Raw genomic sequence first — 15,565 nt, forward strand, 5'->3', positions numbered from 1 at the left:
GGTCCCGGTGCTCCCGACCGCCCGGCGGGCGAGGCTCGTCACAGCGGGATGTCGAGCGCTCCGCCCGCGGCGAGCAGCGTCAGGGCGATGCCGACGACGACGGCGAAGGCGCTGGGCACGAACACGTGGGGGAGCCAGGCGGTGTGCCGACGCATCCGCCGGATCTCCTCGCTCGTCATCTCGCGCGGCGGCTCCGCGAGGGCGGCGGCCGGGTCGCTCCGACCCGCCGCGGTCCACGCGGCGTCGATCCGCGGTGCCGAGACGGGTACCCCCTGCAGCCGCAGGTCCGTCCACGACGCCGACCACGCCTCGATCTGCCGCATCCGGGGGTAGTAGCGGACCTGGTGCCGCTTGGTCATCGCCTCGATCAGCCAGAACGCGGCACCGCTGGCGGCGGCCAGGGCGAACAGCGCGTAGTGCTGCTGCTGGAAGCCGAGCCCGAGACCGGCCAGGCTCAACGTGACCGACCAGCTCTTGACGGTCAGGAGCCGGCCGTCGAAGTCGGAGACGGTCCGCACGAGTGCGGCGTACTCGGCGGCGAGGGCTGTCTGGAACGTGCCGTCCTGCGCGGGCTCCATCGGCCCACGGTAGCGGTCAGTGCCAGCGGAACAGCCGGCTCGCGCCCCAGCCCAGCGCGGCGGCCCAGGCCACGAGCACGACCACGGACCACGCCGGGAGCACCCCGTGCATGAGCGTCTCCCGCATGGCCTCGCCCAGCGCACCGGACGGCAGCAGCAGCGCGACGTGGGACATCGGCCCGGGCAGCTGGCCGGCCGGGATGATGACCCCGCCCGCGACGGCGAGGACGAGCAGCAGGAGGTTGGCGACGGCCAGCACGGCCTCCGCGCGCAGGGTCCCCGCGACGAGCAGGGCGAGCGCGGTGAACGCCGCGGTGCCCAGGACGATCGCCACGACGGCCAGGAGCAGCCCGGTCGGGTCCGGGTGCCAGCCGAGCAGCAGCGCGGTCGCGCCGATGATCACGATCTGCACGACCTCGACCACCAGCACGCCGAGCACCTTGCCGGCGAGCAGCCCGCCGCGCCCGAGCGGGGTGGTGGAGAGCAGCCGGAGCACGCCGTTGCGGCGGTCGAACGACGAGGCGATGGCCTGCGAGGTGAACGACGTGGTCATCACGGCCAGCGCGAGGATGCCCGGCGTGAGGAAGTCGATGCGGCTGGCGCCGCCGGTGTCCAGGTCGATCGAGGTGGCCCTGGTCAGCCCGACGAGCACGAGGACCGGGACGACGATCGTCACCAGCAGCTGCTCGCCGTTGCGCAGGATGGCGCGCGCCTCGAACGACGTCTGGGCGGCGACGCGCTGCGCGGTGGGGGCGGCCAGGCGCGGCGGGTGCTGTGCGGCGGCGCTCATCGCAGGTTCCGTCCCGTGAGGTCGAGGAAGACGTCCTCGAGCGTGCGACGACCGACCGACAGCTGCGTGACCAGCACGCCCTGCTCGGCGAGCCAGGAGGTCAGGGCGGCCACGGTCCGCGGGTCGACGGCGCCGGTCACGGTGTACGAGCCGTCGCGCGGCTCGGTCACCGCGAAGTCCGGACCCAGCGCCGACCCGAGGTCGAGCCCCGGCGTGGTCACGAGCCGCAGGGACCGGTCGTCGGCCGAGGACACGAGCGACGGCACCGAGCCCTGGGCGATCACGCGCCCGTGGTCGACGACGACCACCTGGTCGGCCAGGTCCTCGGCCTCGTCCATCAGGTGCGTCGTGAGCAGCACCGCGACGCCCTCGTCGCGGAGCTCCCGCACGAGGTCCCACACGGCGTGCCGGGACTGCGGGTCCATCCCGGCGCTCGGCTCGTCGAGGAACACGACCTCCGGCCGGCCGACGATCGCGGCGGCGAGCGCGAGGCGCTGGCGCTGGCCGCCGGAGAGCCGGCGGACCGTGGTGCGCGCGAACGACCCGAGGCCGAGGCGCTCGGTGAGCTCGCCGAGGTCGCGGGGCTCGGCGTACATCTTGGCGACGTGGGTGAGCATGTCCTGCGCGCGGACGCCGGTGGGCAGGCCGCCGTCCTGCAGCATGACGCCGACCCTCGGCCGCAGGTCGCGCGCCTGCGTGAGCGGGTCCTGGCCCAGCACCCGCACGGTGCCCTCGTCGGGCTCCCGCAGGCCCTCGCAGCACTCGACGGTCGTGGTCTTGCCGGCACCATTGGGCCCGAGTATCGCGGTGACCTGACCGTGGTGGGCGACGAGGTCGAGCCCGTCGACCACGGCGCGACCGCCGTAGCGCTTGACGAGCCCGGAGATCTCGAGCGCGGGGGAGTCGGGCACGAGAGGGAAGTCTAGGGCGCCCGTCGTGCGACGCCGGTGCGCCCGGGTGTGAGGGACGCGACCCTCAGCGAAGGGTCTCCTTGCTTGCAGGGATGGATATTGGCAACAAGGATGTTGCCAATATCGCGGGGTGCCGTCTTCCCCCCGCAGCCTGACGAGACCGCCGGAGGTGTGGCATGAGCGCGACGCTGCCCTCGGTCGACCACGTCGTGGCGGACAGCCCCGAGTCCGACGCCGGCACGCGGCAGCGCGTGCTCCAGATCGTCGCGAGCGCCGGGCCGGTGTCCGCCGCCGAGCTGGCCGCGCAGCTCGACCTCGCGCCCGCCGGGATCCGTCGGCACCTGGGGGTCCTCGAGGCCACCGACCAGATCGCCGTGCACGACGGCGCCTCCCGTGGCCCGCAGGGACGCGGCCGCCCGGCACGCCGCTACGTCGTCACCAGCCGCGGCCAGGCAGCCCTGTCGCACCGCTACTCCGAGATCGCGGCGCAGGCGCTGCGGTTCCTCGCCGAGACCGCCGGGCCCGAGGCCGTCCAGGGCTTCGCCGAGCGACGGGTCCGGGATCTCGAGGAGCGGCACACCGCCGCCGTCGAGGCGGCCGGGGACGACGTCGTCGCGCGCGTCCGGGCGCTGGCCGAGGGCCTCGCCGCGGACGGGTACGCGGCGTCCGCGCGCCCGGCCCCGGGTGGCGCCGCCATGCAGCTGTGCCAGGGCCACTGCCCCGTGCAGGACGTCGCCCACGAGTTCCCTCAGCTCTGCGAGGCCGAGGCGCGCGCGTTCTCGCGCCTTCTCGGCGTGCACGTGCAGCGCCTCTCGACGCTGGCCGGAGGCGGCCACGTCTGCACCACCAACATCCCGATCTCGAACGCCCCCCACGCCCCTGCCCACCCCGTGCTCTCCGTGGAAGGACAATCAGCATGAGTGCACAGACCGACAGCACTGCGGCCGCTGCGCCGCAGATGACCCAGGACGAGGCCATCGCCTCCATCGGGAACTACAACTACGGCTGGCACGACGCCGACACCGCCGGGTCCGTCGCGACCCGTGGTCTGTCGGAGGCCAAGGTCCGGGAGATCTCCGCGCTCAAGAACGAGCCCGAGTGGATGCTCAAGACGCGCCTGAAGTCGCTGCGCCTGTTCGACAAGAAGCCCATGCCCTGGTGGGGCTCGGACCTGTCGGGCATCGACTTCGACAACATCAAGTACTTCGTGCGCTCGACCGAGAAGCAGGCCACCAGCTGGGAGGACCTGCCCGAGGACATCAAGAGCACGTACGACCGCCTGGGCATCCCGGAGGCCGAGAAGCAGCGCCTCGTCGCCGGCGTCGCCGCGCAGTACGAGTCCGAGGTGGTCTACCACCAGATCCAGGAGTCGCTCGAGGAGCAGGGCGTCATCTTCCTCGACACCGACACCGCGCTGCGCGAGCACCCGGAGATCTTCGAGCAGTACTTCGGCTCGGTCATCCCGCCCGGGGACAACAAGTTCGCGTCGCTCAACACCGCGGTCTGGTCGGGCGGCTCGTTCGTCTACGTGCCGCCGGGCGTGCACGTCGAGATCCCGCTGCAGGCCTACTTCCGGATCAACACCGAGAACATGGGCCAGTTCGAGCGGACGCTGATCATCGCCGACGAGGGCTCGTACGTGCACTACGTCGAGGGTTGTACGGCGCCGGTCTACTCGAGCGACTCGCTGCACTCCGCGGTGGTCGAGATCATCGTGAAGAAGAACGCGCGCGTCCGGTACACGACCATCCAGAACTGGTCGAACAACGTGTACAACCTGGTCACCAAGCGGGCGACCGCGGCCGAGGGCGCCACCATGGAGTGGGTCGACGGCAACATCGGCTCCAAGGTCACCATGAAGTACCCGGCCATCTACCTCCTCGGCGAGCACGCACGCGGCGAGACGCTGTCGATCGCGTTCGCCGGCGCGGGCCAGCACCAGGACGCGGGCGCGAAGATGGTGCACGCCGCGCCGCACACGTCCAGCTCGATCGTCTCCAAGTCGGTCGCGCGCGGCGGTGGCCGCACGTCCTACCGCGGTCTGGTGCAGGTGCTCGAGGGCGCCCACCACTCCGCGTCGAACGTGCTCTGCGATGCCCTGCTGGTCGACCAGATCTCGCGCTCGGACACCTATCCGTACGTCGACGTCCGCGAGGACGACGTGTCGATGGGCCACGAGGCGACCGTGTCGCGCGTGAGCGAGGACCAGCTGTTCTACCTGATGTCCCGAGGCATGCCCGAGACCGAGGCCATGGCCATGATCGTGCGCGGGTTCGTCGAGCCCATCGCCCGTGAGCTGCCCATGGAGTACGCCCTCGAGCTGAACCGCCTCATCGAGCTGCAGATGGAAGGGGCCGTCGGCTGATGACGACCACCACAGACTCCCTGTCGACCGACCACACGCGGGCCACCGCCGACGGGAGCCACTCGCACGGGGTCGGGCCGCTGCCCGAGGCGTCCCGTGCCTCCCGCCCCACGTCGTTCGACGTGGCCGACTTCCCGGTCCCCAACGGCCGCGAGGAGGAGTGGCGGTTCGCTCCCGTCGCCCGGCTCGCCCCGCTGTTCGCCGGGGCGACCGACGGCGTGCTGGACGGGCACGGCGTGCTCACGACCGTCGTCGAGGCCCCCGAGGTCACCGTCGAGATCGTCGAGCGCGACGACGCGCGGCTGGGGAAGGCCGGCAAGCCCGGCGACCGCACCGCGGCCGTGGCGTGGGCGTCGTTCCCGCGCGCGACGATCGTCACGATCCCGCAGGAGGCCGTCGCCTCCGAGGTGACGTCGATCCGCATCGAGGGCGTCGAGGGTGCCGGCACGCACGAGGCGTCGCTCGAGCCCAGCGCCACGCACCTGCTGGTGCACGCGAAGCCGCTGTCGCAGGCCGTCGTCGTCATCGACCACGTCGGGCACGCCGCGCTCACGGAGACCGTCGAGATCGTCGCCGAGGAGGGTGCGCACCTCACGGTCGTCACGGTGCACGACTGGGCCGAGGGCTCCGTGCACGCCTCCTCGCACCGCCTGCGCATCGGCCGGGACGCCACCGTCAAGCACATCGCGGTCACGCTCGGCGGCGACGTCGTGCGGATCACGCCCGACGCCGAGTTCGTCGGCGAGGGCGCCAACGTCAAGATGGTCGGCTTGTACTTCGCCGACGCCGGCCAGCACCAGGAGCAGCGCCTCTTCGTCGACCACGCGGTGCCCAACTGCATCTCGCGGGTCACGTACAAGGGCGCCCTGCAGGGCGAGGGCGCGCACACGGTGTGGGTCGGCGACGTGCTCATCCGCGCGGCCGCCGAGGGCACCGACACCTACGAGCTCAACCGCAACCTCGTGCTGTCGGACGGCGCGCGCGCCGACTCGGTGCCGAACCTCGAGATCGAGACCGGCCTCATCGAGGGCGCGGGCCACGCGAGCGCGACCGGCCGGTTCGACGACGAGCAGCTCTTCTACCTGCGTGCCCGTGGCATCCCCGAGGCCGACGCGCGTCGGCTCGTCGTGCGCGGGTTCTTCGCCGAGCTGATCCACGAGATCGGCGTCCCGTCGATCGAGGAGCGCCTCATCGGCGCGATCGAGCGCGAGCTGGAGAAGTCCATGAGCGTGCTGGACGCCCTGTCGGAGGGCGGCCACGTCGAGGGTTCCGAGGTGTCCCTCACGACGGAGCGTGCATGAGCGCCCAGCTGGCCTGCTACGACGAGGACGTGCCCGTCGAGGGCACGTTCCGCGTCGAGCTGGAGGCCGAGCACGGCACCGTCGAGGTCGCGCTCGTGCGTGACTCCGACGGCGAGCTGCACGCCATCAGCGACATCTGCTCGCACGGCGCGGTCTCGCTGTCGGACGGCGAGGTGGAGGGCTGCACGATCGAGTGCTGGCTCCACGGCTCGCGGTTCGACCTGCGCACCGGCAAGCCGACCGGCCCGCCCGCCGTCCAGCCCGTCCCCGTCTACCCCGTGACCGTCGACGGCCAGCGCGTGCTGGTCGACGTCGACGCCCCGCTCTGAAGAAGTCTGGAAGGAACAGCATGTCCACCCTGGAGATCCGCGACCTGCACGTCAGCGTCGAGACGAAGGAGGGCGCCAAGCCCATCCTGCGCGGCGTCGACCTGACCGTCGCCAGCGGCGAGACGCACGCCATCATGGGCCCGAACGGCTCGGGCAAGTCGACGCTCGCGTACTCGCTCGCCGGCCACCCGAAGTACCAGGTGACCTCGGGCACCGTGACGCTCGACGGCGTCGACGTCCTCGCGATGTCGGTCGACGAGCGGGCCCGTGCCGGCCTCTTCCTCGCCATGCAGTACCCGGTCGAGGTCCCCGGCGTCAGCGTCTCGAACTTCCTGCGCACCGCCAAGACCGCGATCGACGGCAGCGCCCCGCCGCTGCGCACGTGGGTCAAGGACGTGCGCACCGCGATGGACAACCTGCGCATGGACCCGGCGTTCGCCGAGCGTTCCGTCAACGAGGGCTTCTCCGGCGGCGAGAAGAAGCGCCACGAGATTCTCCAGATGGAGCTGCTCAAGCCGGCGTTCGCGATCCTCGACGAGACCGACTCGGGCCTCGACGTCGACGCGCTGCGCGTCGTGTCGGAGGGCGTGAACCGCGTCAAGGCCGGCGGCGACGTGGGCGTCCTGCTCATCACGCACTACACGCGCATCCTGCGCTACATCACCCCGGACTTCGTGCACGTCTTCGTCGACGGCAAGATCGCCGAGGAGGGTGGCCCCGAGCTCGCCGAGCGCCTCGAGAACGAGGGCTACGACCGGTTCCTGTCGAGCGCCACGGTTCTCTGAGGACCACGGTGACCAGCACCCTGGAGGGCTCGGCCCGGACGCTCGACGCGACCGAGCTGGCAGCCGTGCGCGCGGACTTCCCGCTGCTCGCGCGGACGCTGCGCGGCGGCCGGCCCCTGGTGTACCTCGACTCGGGGGCGACCTCGCAGAAGCCCGAGGTCGTGCTGGACGCCGAGCAGGACTTCTACATCCAGCGCAACGCCGCCGTGCACCGGGGGGCCCACCAGCTCGCCGAGGAGGCCACCGAGGCGTTCGAGGACGCGCGTGACCGCGTGGCGTCGTTCGTCGGGGTGTCGCCGGGCTCGCTGGTGTGGACGTCGAACGCCACGGCCGGTATCAACCTCGTGGCCTACGCGATGTCGAACGCGTCGCTCGGGCGCGGGGGAGCGGCTGCCCAGCAGTTCGCGCTCGGCGCGGGCGACGAGATCGTCGTGACCGAGGCGGAGCACCACGCGAACCTCGTGCCGTGGCAGGAGCTCGCGTTCCGCACGGGCGCGACGCTGAAGTGGCTCGGGGTCGAGGACGACGGGCGCATCCGGCTCGACGACCTCGACACCGTGGTCACGGAGCGCACCAAGGTGCTCGCGTTCACGCACGCCTCGAACGTGACGGGCGCGATCACCCCGGTGGCCCCGTTCGTGGCCCGCGCCCGCGCGGTCGGCGCCCTGACGGTGCTGGACGCCTGCCAGTCGGTGCCGCACCTGCCGGTCGACCTGACCGCGCTCGGGGTCGACTTCGCGGCGTTCTCGGGGCACAAGATGCTCGGTCCCACGGGGGTCGGCGCGCTGTACGGGCGGCGCGAGCTGCTCGAGGCCATGCCGCCGGTGACCACGGGTGGGTCGATGGTCGAGGTCGTGACCATGGAGTCGACCACCTACGCGCCGCCGCCCCAGCGGTTCGAGGCGGGGACGCAGATGGTGTCGCAGGCCGTCGGGATGGGCGCCGCGGCGTCGTACCTGGCGGAGCTGGGCATGGACGCCGTCGCCGCGCACGAGGCGCACCTGGCCGGCCTGCTGCTCGACGCGGTCGCGTCGGTGCCGGGCGTGCGGGTCATCGGACCGACGGACACCCGCGACCGCCTGGCCACGGTCTCGTTCGTCGTGGACGGCGTGCACGCGCACGACGTGGGGCAGGTGCTCGACGACGCCGGCGTAGCCGTCCGGGTGGGCCACCACTGCGCGCAGCCCCTGCACCGGCGGTTCGGCGTAGCGTCGACCTCGCGCGCGAGCGCCGCGGTCTACACGACCGACGAGGAGATCGAGGTCTTCCGGGAAGCACTGACGGGGGTCCGGGCGTTCTTCGGTCTGGAGGTGTCATGAGCACGGGATCGATGGAGCAGCTCTACCAGCAGGTCATCCTCGACCACGCGAAGTTCCCGCACGGCAAGGGGCTGGGCGCGGCGGGCGACCTGCACCTGCACACGGGCGAGTCGCACCAGGTGAACCCGACGTGCGGCGACGAGGTCACGCTGCAGGTCGACGTCGACAGCACGGCTGACGGCGGCGCGATCATCCGGGACGTGCGCTGGGACGGGCAGGGCTGCAGCATCTCGCAGGCCTCCGTGTCCGTGCTGCACGACCTGGTGGTCGGCAACGACCTGGCCACCGTCGACCAGATCGGCGGCACGTTCCGCGCGCTCATGCAGACGCGCGGCGCGGGCCTCGACGACGAGGCCGAGGACACCCTCGGCGACGCCACCGCCTTCACCGGCGTGGCCAAGTACCCCGCGCGGATCAAGTGCGCCCTGCTCGGCTGGGCGGCGCTGACCGACGCACTCATCAAGACCGGCGCACGGGAGAACTCATGAGCACGGACACGCCCTCGCCCGCCCCGACCACGGTGGCCGACGTCGAGGAGGCCATGCGCGACGTCATCGACCCCGAGCTGGGCATCAACGTCGTCGACCTCGGCCTGGTCTACGGGCTGACCATCGACCAGACCAACACGGCGGTCATCGACATGACGCTCACGTCGGCGGCCTGCCCGCTGACGGACGTCATCGAGGACCAGTCGGCCCAGGCCCTCGAGGGTCTGGTCGACGGCTTCCGCATCAACTGGGTGTGGATGCCGCCGTGGGGCCCCGAGAAGATCACGCCCGACGGCCGCGAGCAGATGCGCGCCCTCGGCTTCAACATCTGAGGACGACAGATCCGAAGGCCCTGGTCAGCATGCTGACCGGGGCCTTCGGCGTCGCTGACCTGCATGTTCGTCAGCTGCGAACCGTCGCTGCCGTTCCGGAACTGATCGTTGCCGGCCCGCACTCGTCGTTGCGTGCGGGCTCTTCATCGTTCGGGCGTCACTGCTTGAACAGGGCGCCGATCTCCTTGTGGTCCTCGTTGTACACCGTCATCTGGTCGCCGTCGACGTTCGCCGATGCGGCTGCGGACAGCCAGGTGTCGACGTTGTCGCACACCTTCATGGTCGCGGCGAACGGACCGAACTGAACCTCGGAGCCGTCGATCTTCCAGGTCCCGGTCAGCTGGTTGCACCCGTCGCTGCCGCTGACCGTGCCGTCGTCGACGAGCTCGAGGTCGACCGGGGGCTCGGTGTCCGTCTGCGACCAGGTCCCGGTGACGTCGCTGGACTCGAGAGCGGCTCCGGACGAGTCTTCGCTGCTGGAACAGGCGGCCAAGGCCGCACCGCTCAGGGCGACGAGGAGGGCGATCCGTAGCAAGGCCGCGCGCGGTTGGCTCACGCGGCCGACGCTAGCAGCACGAACGCGCTGCTCACAGGGGGCAATGACCCATGCGCTGCGTCCGTGCGCGTGCGGGCCCGGTTTCACCATCTGACCACGCTCGTCGACGAAGGCCCCGGGCTGACCCTGGGGCCTTCGTCGTGTCTCAGAGCTGGTCGGCGGCGAACGTGTCGCAGGCCTCGAACGTGCGCTGCTGGTAGCCGGTGGTGAACCAGCGCTCGCGCTGCTCGCTCGACCCGTGCGTCCACGTGTCCGGGTTCACGCCGCCCCCGGACTGCTGCTGGATGTTGTCGTCGCCGACCGCGGCCGCCGCGTTCAGCGCGTTCTGCAGCTGTTCCGGCGTGATCGGCTCGAGGTAGGTCACGCCGGTGTCGGGGTCGACCGTCGTGGCGGCCGTGCCGGCCCACATGCCGGCGTAGCAGTCGGCCTGGAGCTCGGTGCGGACGGAGTCGGACTCGGCGCCGGTGCCCTGCCGGTCGGCCTGGTCCATGACGCCGGTGATCTGCTGGACGTGGTGGCCGTACTCGTGCGCGACCACGTACTCCTCGGCGAGCGGACCGTCCTCGCCGCCGAGCTGGCTGAGCTGGTCGAAGAACGCGACGTCGAGGTAGATCGTGGCGTCGGGCGGGCAGTAGAAGGGTCCGGTGGCACTGGTCGCGTCGCCGCAGCCGGTGCTGACGGAGTCGGTGAACGCGACGGCGTCCGGCTGGCTGAACTGGGCGCCCGCCGCCGGGACGGTCGCGCCCCAGTAGGTGTCGAGCGAGTCGAGCGTCGCGCTGAGCCGACAGGTGCGGTCGGTGTTCGCCTGCTCCGCCGTGCACTCGCCGACGGTTCCCTCGGGCTGCGGCGCGCCGCCGCCCGTGGCGCCGGTCAGGTCGACCTGCCCGTTGGAGAACAGGTAGACGAGCAGCACGATGAGCCCGACGGCGCCGCCACCGCCCGCCGCGATCTTCCCGCCGTTGCCGCCGGTGCGCACACGCCCGCCGCCGAAGCTGCCACCCTCCTGGAACGTCACCGAGGCACCGTAGCGACGGATCGGCGGCCCCGCGCGTCGAGAGCGGGTGATCAGTCCTCGCCGAGCCCCCGGGCGGCCAGCGCGTCGCCGGTTGCCCGCGCGTGGGCCACCATGCGCACCGCCGCCGGGACGAGGATCGCCCGCGGCTCCCGGTCGAGCCCGCGGGCACGGGCGGCGTCCCGCGTCTCGAGCGACATGCGCGCGAGCACCGGGATCGTCCGAAGGAACAGGCCCACGGCCAGCGCGAACGTCTCCGGCGCGAGGCCGACGTGCCGCAAGGGCCGGGCCAGCCGCGCGAGCGCGTCGAGCAGGGTGTCGGCGCGGGTGGTCGCCGTGACGACTGCCCCCATGAGCACGAGGGCGACGAGGTCGACGGCGACCTCGACGGCCGTCGCCCAGCCGCGGGCCCACCACTGGTAGGCGCCGATGAGCGCGGCGGTGACCAGCGCGGGCACGAGGCCGCGGGTGGTCCGGTGCCAGGGGATGCGAGCGACGAGCTGGGCGAGCAGGGCGACGCCGAGGGCGACCACCGCGGACAGGGGACCGCGCACCCACACGACGGCGACGGCGAACACGGCGAGGAACGCGAGCTTGAACCCGGCGGACGCGCGGTGGATGACGGTGGTGCCGGGGTGGTAGAGGCCGAGCGGACCGGCCCACGGCGGCCGGATCGGGCCGCTCACGAGCGGACCTCCATCAGCGCGCGGTAGGCCGCGACGGCCGGTCCGGCCTCCCCGTCGACCACGACGGCGCCGTCGTCGACGACGATCACGCGATCGGCGCGCAGCGCGGCGTCCAGGTCGTGGGTCACCACGACGACCTGCTGGTCCAGGTCCGCCAGCAGGCGGTCGACGACGCCCCGCCAGCGCAGGTCCAGCAGGGTGGTGGGCTCGTCGCACACCAGCACCGCGGGTTCCGTGGCGAGGACCGACGCGAGCGCCAGCAGCTGCCGCTGGCCGCCGGACAGGGCGTGCACGGGCACCTCGGCGTGCTCGGCCAGCCCGAACCGGGCGAGCGCGGCGCGCGCAGCGACGTCGCGCTCGGCCAGCGTCATCGGCAGGCGCCGCAGGGAGAGGGCCACGTCCTCGACCGGCGTCGGCATGACCAGCTGGGCATCCGGGTCCGTGAACATGAACCCGACCTTGCGGCGCACCGCCGCCCCGTCCTTGGCGGTGTCCAGGCCGTCCACGCGGACGGTCCCTGACGACGGCAGGACGAGGCCGTTGAGCAGGCGCGCCAGCGTCGACTTGCCCGAGCCGTTGGCGCCGACGATCGCGACCCGCCGCTCGGCGAGCTCCAGCGTCACCGGACCGAGCAGGCGCACGACGCGGTCCGCGCCGCCCGCCGGGTCGGGGCTGTAGGCGGTGACGAGGACGTCGTCGAGGACGATCACGGATGCGTCAGCGGCGCGAGCGCAGCATGTCGGGGAGGGCCTTGAAGATCGCGACGGCGACGGCAGCGGCGGCGAGGTTCTTGATCACGTCGCCGGGCCAGTACACGAGGTCGATCGCGAGGGCCTCGCGGAACGAGATCCCGAGGCGCGCCATCAGCCCGACGATCCCCGCGGGGTGGATGGTCAGGAAGCTGGCGCCCAGGCCGGCGACCACGAGGAGCGGGTACCGCCAGGCGGAGGTGGTGCGGACGGCCCACTGGCCGAGGCGGGCCGCGAACGTCGACGCCTGCAGCCGCGGGGCCAGCCGCAGCGCGATCCCGCCGAAGGCCCCGGCGAGCGCGGCGGCGAACGGGAAGGCCAGCAGGTAGCCCACCGACGGCTTGCTCAGCACGACCAGGCCGCCGGTCCCCTCGGCGAAGATCGGCAGGCCGGCCAGCCCGAGCACGAGGTAGAGGAGGGCGGCCAGGCCGCCGCGACGCCACCCGAGCACCAGGCCCGCGAGGATGACACCGAAGGTCTGCAGGGTGATGGGGACGCCCGACGGCGTCGGGATGCCGGGCAGGATCGCGCACACGGCGATGAAGGCGGCGAAGCTGGCGACGAGCGCGACGTCCGTGCTCACGGAGGCGCGGGCGACGGGGGCGGGCAGGGCGGCGGCGGTCTCGTCCTCGGGTGCGGACATGGGGTGACCCCTCGATCGTCGTGGCGGAAGCGGGCGTTCGCGCTGGTGCGGGGATGTGACGTCCGTCCCCTGCGGCCGGTCGCCACGCTAGCCGGTCGTAGACTTGGTGGCGTTTGTGCCCGCGGCCAACGCCAGCGCGGCGAACTCGGAGGAAACCATCAAGTGATCACTGCCCAGGCTGTCGAGCTGCGCATCGGCGCACGCGTGCTGCTCGAGGAGTCGTCGTTCCGCATCGCGGCCGGCGACCGGATCGGTCTGGTCGGTCGCAACGGCGCCGGCAAGACCACACTGACCAAGACCCTGGCGGGGGAGACCCAGCCCACCGGCGGTCAGATCATCCGCTCGGGCGACGTCGGCTACCTGCCGCAGGACCCTCGCACGGGTGACCTGGAGCAGCTCGCGATGGACCGGGTGCTGTCGGCGCGCGGGCTCGACGAGGTCGTGCGTGCCATGCGCGCCACCGAGACGGCGATGGCCAGCGAGGACGACGCCGTCCGGGAGAAGGCGATGGACCGCTACTCCCGGCTCGACTCCCGGTTCAACGCGGCCGGCGGGTACGCCGCCGAGAGCGAGGCGCACCGCATCGCGTCGAACCTCGGCCTCGACGAGCGCGTGCTCGGCCAGACCATCGGGACCCTCTCGGGTGGTCAGCGCCGTCGCGTCGAGCTCGCCCGCATCCTGTTCTCGGGCGTCGAGACCCTGCTGCTCGACGAGCCCACCAACCACCTCGACGCCGACTCGATCATGTGGCTGCGTGACTACCTGAAGTCGTACTCGGGTGGGCTCATCGTGATCTCGCACGACGCCGACCTGCTGCGTGCGGTCGTGAACAAGGTCTTCCACCTGGACGCGAACCGCTCGCAGCTCGACCAGTACGCGCTCGGCTGGGACGCGTACCTGCAGCAGCGCGAGACCGACGAGAAGCGCCGCCGTCGCGAGCGGGCCAACGCCGAGAAGAAGGCCTCCGCGCTCATGGCGCAGGCCGACAAGATGCGCGCCAAGGCCACCAAGACCGTCGCCGCGCAGAACATGGCCCGGCGCGCCGAGCGCCTGCTCTCGGGGCTCGAGGACGTCCGGGCGTCGGACAAGGTGGCGCGTCTGCGCTTCCCCGAGCCGGCCGCGTGCGGAAAGACGCCGCTCACCGCGTCCGGGCTCTCCAAGACGTACGGGTCCCAGGAGGTCTTCACCGACGTCGACCTCGCGATCGACCGCGGGAGCAAGGTCGTCGTGCTGGGGCTCAACGGTGCCGGCAAGACGACGCTGCTGCGCATTCTCGGCGGCGTCGAGAAGTCCGACACCGGCGAGGTCCACTCCGGGCACGGGCTCAAGCTCGGCTACTACGCGCAGGAGCACGAGACGCTCGACATGGACCGGACGGTCGTCGAGAACCTCAAGTCGTCCGCGCCGGACCTCACCGAGACCCAGGTGCGGTCCGTGCTGGGCTCGTTCCTGTTCTCGGGCGACGACGCCGACAAGCCCGCGCGCGTGCTGTCCGGCGGCGAGAAGACCCGCCTCGCGCTCGCGGCCCTGGTGGTCTCCAGCGCGAACGTCCTGCTGCTCGACGAGCCGACGAACAACCTCGACCCGGCGTCGCGCGAGGAGATCCTCGCGGCCCTGCGCGGCTACGCCGGAGCCGTCGTGCTGGTGTCGCACGACGAGGGCGCCGTCGCGGCGCTCGACCCCGAGCGCGTGCTGCTGCTGCCCGACGGGGACGAGGACCTGTGGAGCCCGGCCTACCTCGACCTCATCGCGCTGGCCTGACCGGCCGGCCCGCTGGACGACGCCCCGGCCGCGCGGACCGGGGCGTCATCCGTCGGCTCAGACGACGCCGAAGGTGGCCAGCCAGCTCGTGACGACGGAGATGTCGACCCGCTGGTAGCCGCCGAGGTACCGGCAGTTCTCGGTGTACCCGTAGCTGGTGACGGCGACGATGCTGCCGTTCAGGAACACCGGACCGCCCGAGTCCCCGAAGCACGTGCCGCCGGTGCCGCGGTTGTCCTTCTCGTTCCCGTTGGTCTGCAGGATCTGCGGGGTGAGCTTCTGACCCGGCATCTCGACGTACCGGCGGATCAGCGGGTAGCTCATCGGCTGGGGCTTCTGCGGGCCCGTCTCCGGCTTGCGGACCTCGGTGCCGTAGCCGACGGCCGTGAACAGCGTCTTGTTGAGCACCGGCTGCGCGAACCCGTCGAGGTAGTTCAGGCTCGCGAGGCCGGCCGGGGCGATCCCCGTGACCGGGTGGTCGAGCACGATGACACCGACGTCGTTCCAGTTGCCGACGTCGGTGAAGTCGGAGTAGTCGGGGTGCGTGTGCGCCGTCCCCGAGAGGTAGCCGGCCGCCTCGATCTCGGCCTGCGTGTAGCCGGCGCTCGGGTCGGCGGCGACCGGGAACGGGGTCGGCGGCTGCTCCGCGATGACGGAGTCGAACGTCACGAGCGTCTTGCCGAGCGTCCCGTCCGTGCAGTGCGCGGCGGTGAGCACCACGGTCGGCGAGACGAGGGTCGCGCTGCACCGGAACCGGCCGTCAGCGCTGTAGAACAGGATCAGTCCGACGTTCGGGTGGGTGTTCCCGTCGGCGGTCCCGCCGGTGCTGGCGAGCGCGGGTGCCGCGCCGAGGGCGGTGAGCCCCAGTGCCATGGCACAGGCGACGACGAACTTGAGCAATCTGGGTCGCATGCGAAGTTCCTCCTGGTTGGTCTGGTGATCCACACCACACCATGCGCG

Annotated in this window: 18 protein-coding genes; 9 read left to right on the forward strand and 9 right to left on the reverse strand. The window is 72.1% G+C overall.

All coding sequences use genetic code 11. The features are described 5' to 3' along the window. Positions 1–38 precede the first annotated feature (38 nt). From AC1DWH_RS17555 to AC1DWH_RS17565, 3 genes are read right to left on the reverse strand one after another with little or no spacing between them, the layout of a single operon-like run. Entirely contained in the window at positions 39–578 is a 540-nt protein-coding gene (locus AC1DWH_RS17555) for a hypothetical protein (protein WP_477094771.1), read from the reverse strand. 16 nt (positions 579–594) lie between these two features. Then, positions 595–1,368, reverse strand: a complete 774-nt coding sequence (locus AC1DWH_RS17560; RefSeq protein ID WP_477094772.1) for an ABC transporter permease — start codon at positions 1,366–1,368, stop codon at positions 595–597. Then, positions 1,365–2,279, reverse strand: a complete 915-nt coding sequence (locus tag AC1DWH_RS17565; RefSeq protein ID WP_477094773.1) for an ABC transporter ATP-binding protein — start codon at positions 2,277–2,279, stop codon at positions 1,365–1,367. Before AC1DWH_RS17565 ends, AC1DWH_RS17560 begins: the two co-directional genes overlap by 4 nt. A gap of 176 nt (positions 2,280–2,455) precedes the next feature. Between AC1DWH_RS17565 and AC1DWH_RS17570 the strand changes: the two genes are divergently transcribed. Genes AC1DWH_RS17570 through AC1DWH_RS17605 form a run of 8 tightly spaced genes read left to right on the forward strand, consistent with a single transcriptional unit; the run spans position 2,456 to position 9,198 of the window. Beyond that, the gene (locus AC1DWH_RS17570) at positions 2,456–3,199 is read left to right on the forward strand and encodes a helix-turn-helix transcriptional regulator (RefSeq protein ID WP_477094774.1); all 744 of its coding nucleotides are present in this window, start codon (positions 2,456–2,458) and stop codon (positions 3,197–3,199) included. Beyond that, positions 3,196–4,644, forward strand: a complete 1,449-nt coding sequence (gene sufB, locus AC1DWH_RS17575) for a Fe-S cluster assembly protein SufB (protein WP_456846673.1) — start codon at positions 3,196–3,198, stop codon at positions 4,642–4,644. The genes AC1DWH_RS17570 and sufB overlap by 4 nt, the downstream gene beginning before the upstream one ends. Beyond that, entirely contained in the window at positions 4,644–5,945 is a 1,302-nt protein-coding gene (gene sufD / locus AC1DWH_RS17580) for a Fe-S cluster assembly protein SufD (RefSeq protein WP_477094775.1), read from the forward strand. The genes sufB and sufD overlap by 1 nt, the downstream gene beginning before the upstream one ends. Next, positions 5,942–6,274, forward strand: coding sequence for a non-heme iron oxygenase ferredoxin subunit (locus AC1DWH_RS17585; protein ID WP_456846675.1), 333 nt, complete (start codon positions 5,942–5,944; stop codon positions 6,272–6,274). The genes sufD and AC1DWH_RS17585 overlap by 4 nt, the downstream gene beginning before the upstream one ends. A 20-nt stretch (positions 6,275–6,294) precedes the next feature. Then, positions 6,295–7,059: a Fe-S cluster assembly ATPase SufC gene (gene sufC, locus AC1DWH_RS17590; RefSeq protein WP_477094776.1), complete on the forward strand. Its 765-nt coding sequence runs from the start codon at positions 6,295–6,297 to the stop codon at positions 7,057–7,059. 8 nt (positions 7,060–7,067) lie between these two features. Continuing rightward, positions 7,068–8,378 carry a cysteine desulfurase gene (locus AC1DWH_RS17595; RefSeq protein WP_477094777.1) on the forward strand — a complete coding sequence of 437 codons (1,311 nt, stop codon included), beginning with the start codon at positions 7,068–7,070 and terminating at the stop codon, positions 8,376–8,378. Continuing rightward, entirely contained in the window at positions 8,375–8,866 is a 492-nt protein-coding gene (sufU, locus tag AC1DWH_RS17600) for a Fe-S cluster assembly sulfur transfer protein SufU (RefSeq protein ID WP_456846678.1), read from the forward strand. The genes AC1DWH_RS17595 and sufU overlap by 4 nt, the downstream gene beginning before the upstream one ends. Beyond that, positions 8,863–9,198, forward strand: a complete 336-nt coding sequence (locus AC1DWH_RS17605) for a metal-sulfur cluster assembly factor (RefSeq protein ID WP_456846679.1) — start codon at positions 8,863–8,865, stop codon at positions 9,196–9,198. Before sufU ends, AC1DWH_RS17605 begins: the two co-directional genes overlap by 4 nt. A 157-nt stretch (positions 9,199–9,355) precedes the next feature. Here the strand turns inward: AC1DWH_RS17605 and AC1DWH_RS17610 are convergent, their stop codons facing one another. From AC1DWH_RS17610 to AC1DWH_RS17630, 5 genes are all read right to left on the reverse strand, one after another. Beyond that, positions 9,356–9,754, reverse strand: a complete 399-nt coding sequence (locus AC1DWH_RS17610) for an META domain-containing protein (protein WP_477094778.1) — start codon at positions 9,752–9,754, stop codon at positions 9,356–9,358. 145 nt (positions 9,755–9,899) lie between these two features. Beyond that, positions 9,900–10,769, reverse strand: coding sequence for a KPN_02809 family neutral zinc metallopeptidase (gene ypfJ / locus AC1DWH_RS17615; RefSeq protein WP_477094779.1), 870 nt, complete (start codon positions 10,767–10,769; stop codon positions 9,900–9,902). A 50-nt stretch (positions 10,770–10,819) separates the two neighbouring features. After that, on the reverse strand, positions 10,820–11,452 hold the full coding sequence (locus AC1DWH_RS17620) for an energy-coupling factor transporter transmembrane component T family protein (RefSeq protein ID WP_477094780.1): 633 nt from the start codon (positions 11,450–11,452) through the stop codon (positions 10,820–10,822). Beyond that, positions 11,449–12,162, reverse strand: coding sequence for an energy-coupling factor ABC transporter ATP-binding protein (locus AC1DWH_RS17625; protein ID WP_477094781.1), 714 nt, complete (start codon positions 12,160–12,162; stop codon positions 11,449–11,451). The genes AC1DWH_RS17620 and AC1DWH_RS17625 overlap by 4 nt, the downstream gene beginning before the upstream one ends. Positions 12,163–12,169: 7 nt before the next feature. After that, the gene (locus AC1DWH_RS17630) at positions 12,170–12,844 is read right to left on the reverse strand and encodes a biotin transporter BioY (RefSeq protein ID WP_477094782.1); all 675 of its coding nucleotides are present in this window, start codon (positions 12,842–12,844) and stop codon (positions 12,170–12,172) included. Positions 12,845–13,006: 162 nt separating this feature from the next. On the opposite strand from AC1DWH_RS17630, the gene abc-f reads away from it, so the two are divergent. Then, complete coding sequence (abc-f, locus tag AC1DWH_RS17635) at positions 13,007–14,605, forward strand: ribosomal protection-like ABC-F family protein (RefSeq protein ID WP_477094783.1); 1,599 nt, start codon at positions 13,007–13,009, stop codon at positions 14,603–14,605. 57 nt (positions 14,606–14,662) lie between these two features. Here the strand turns inward: abc-f and AC1DWH_RS17640 are convergent, their stop codons facing one another. Next, a complete protein-coding gene (locus tag AC1DWH_RS17640) occupies positions 14,663–15,517 on the reverse strand; it encodes a S1 family peptidase (RefSeq protein WP_477094784.1) in 855 nt (284 codons plus the stop codon). Positions 15,518–15,565: the final 48 nt, after the last annotated feature.

The sequence above is a fragment of the Cellulomonas sp. P2_F12 genome, from assembly GCF_056403775.1.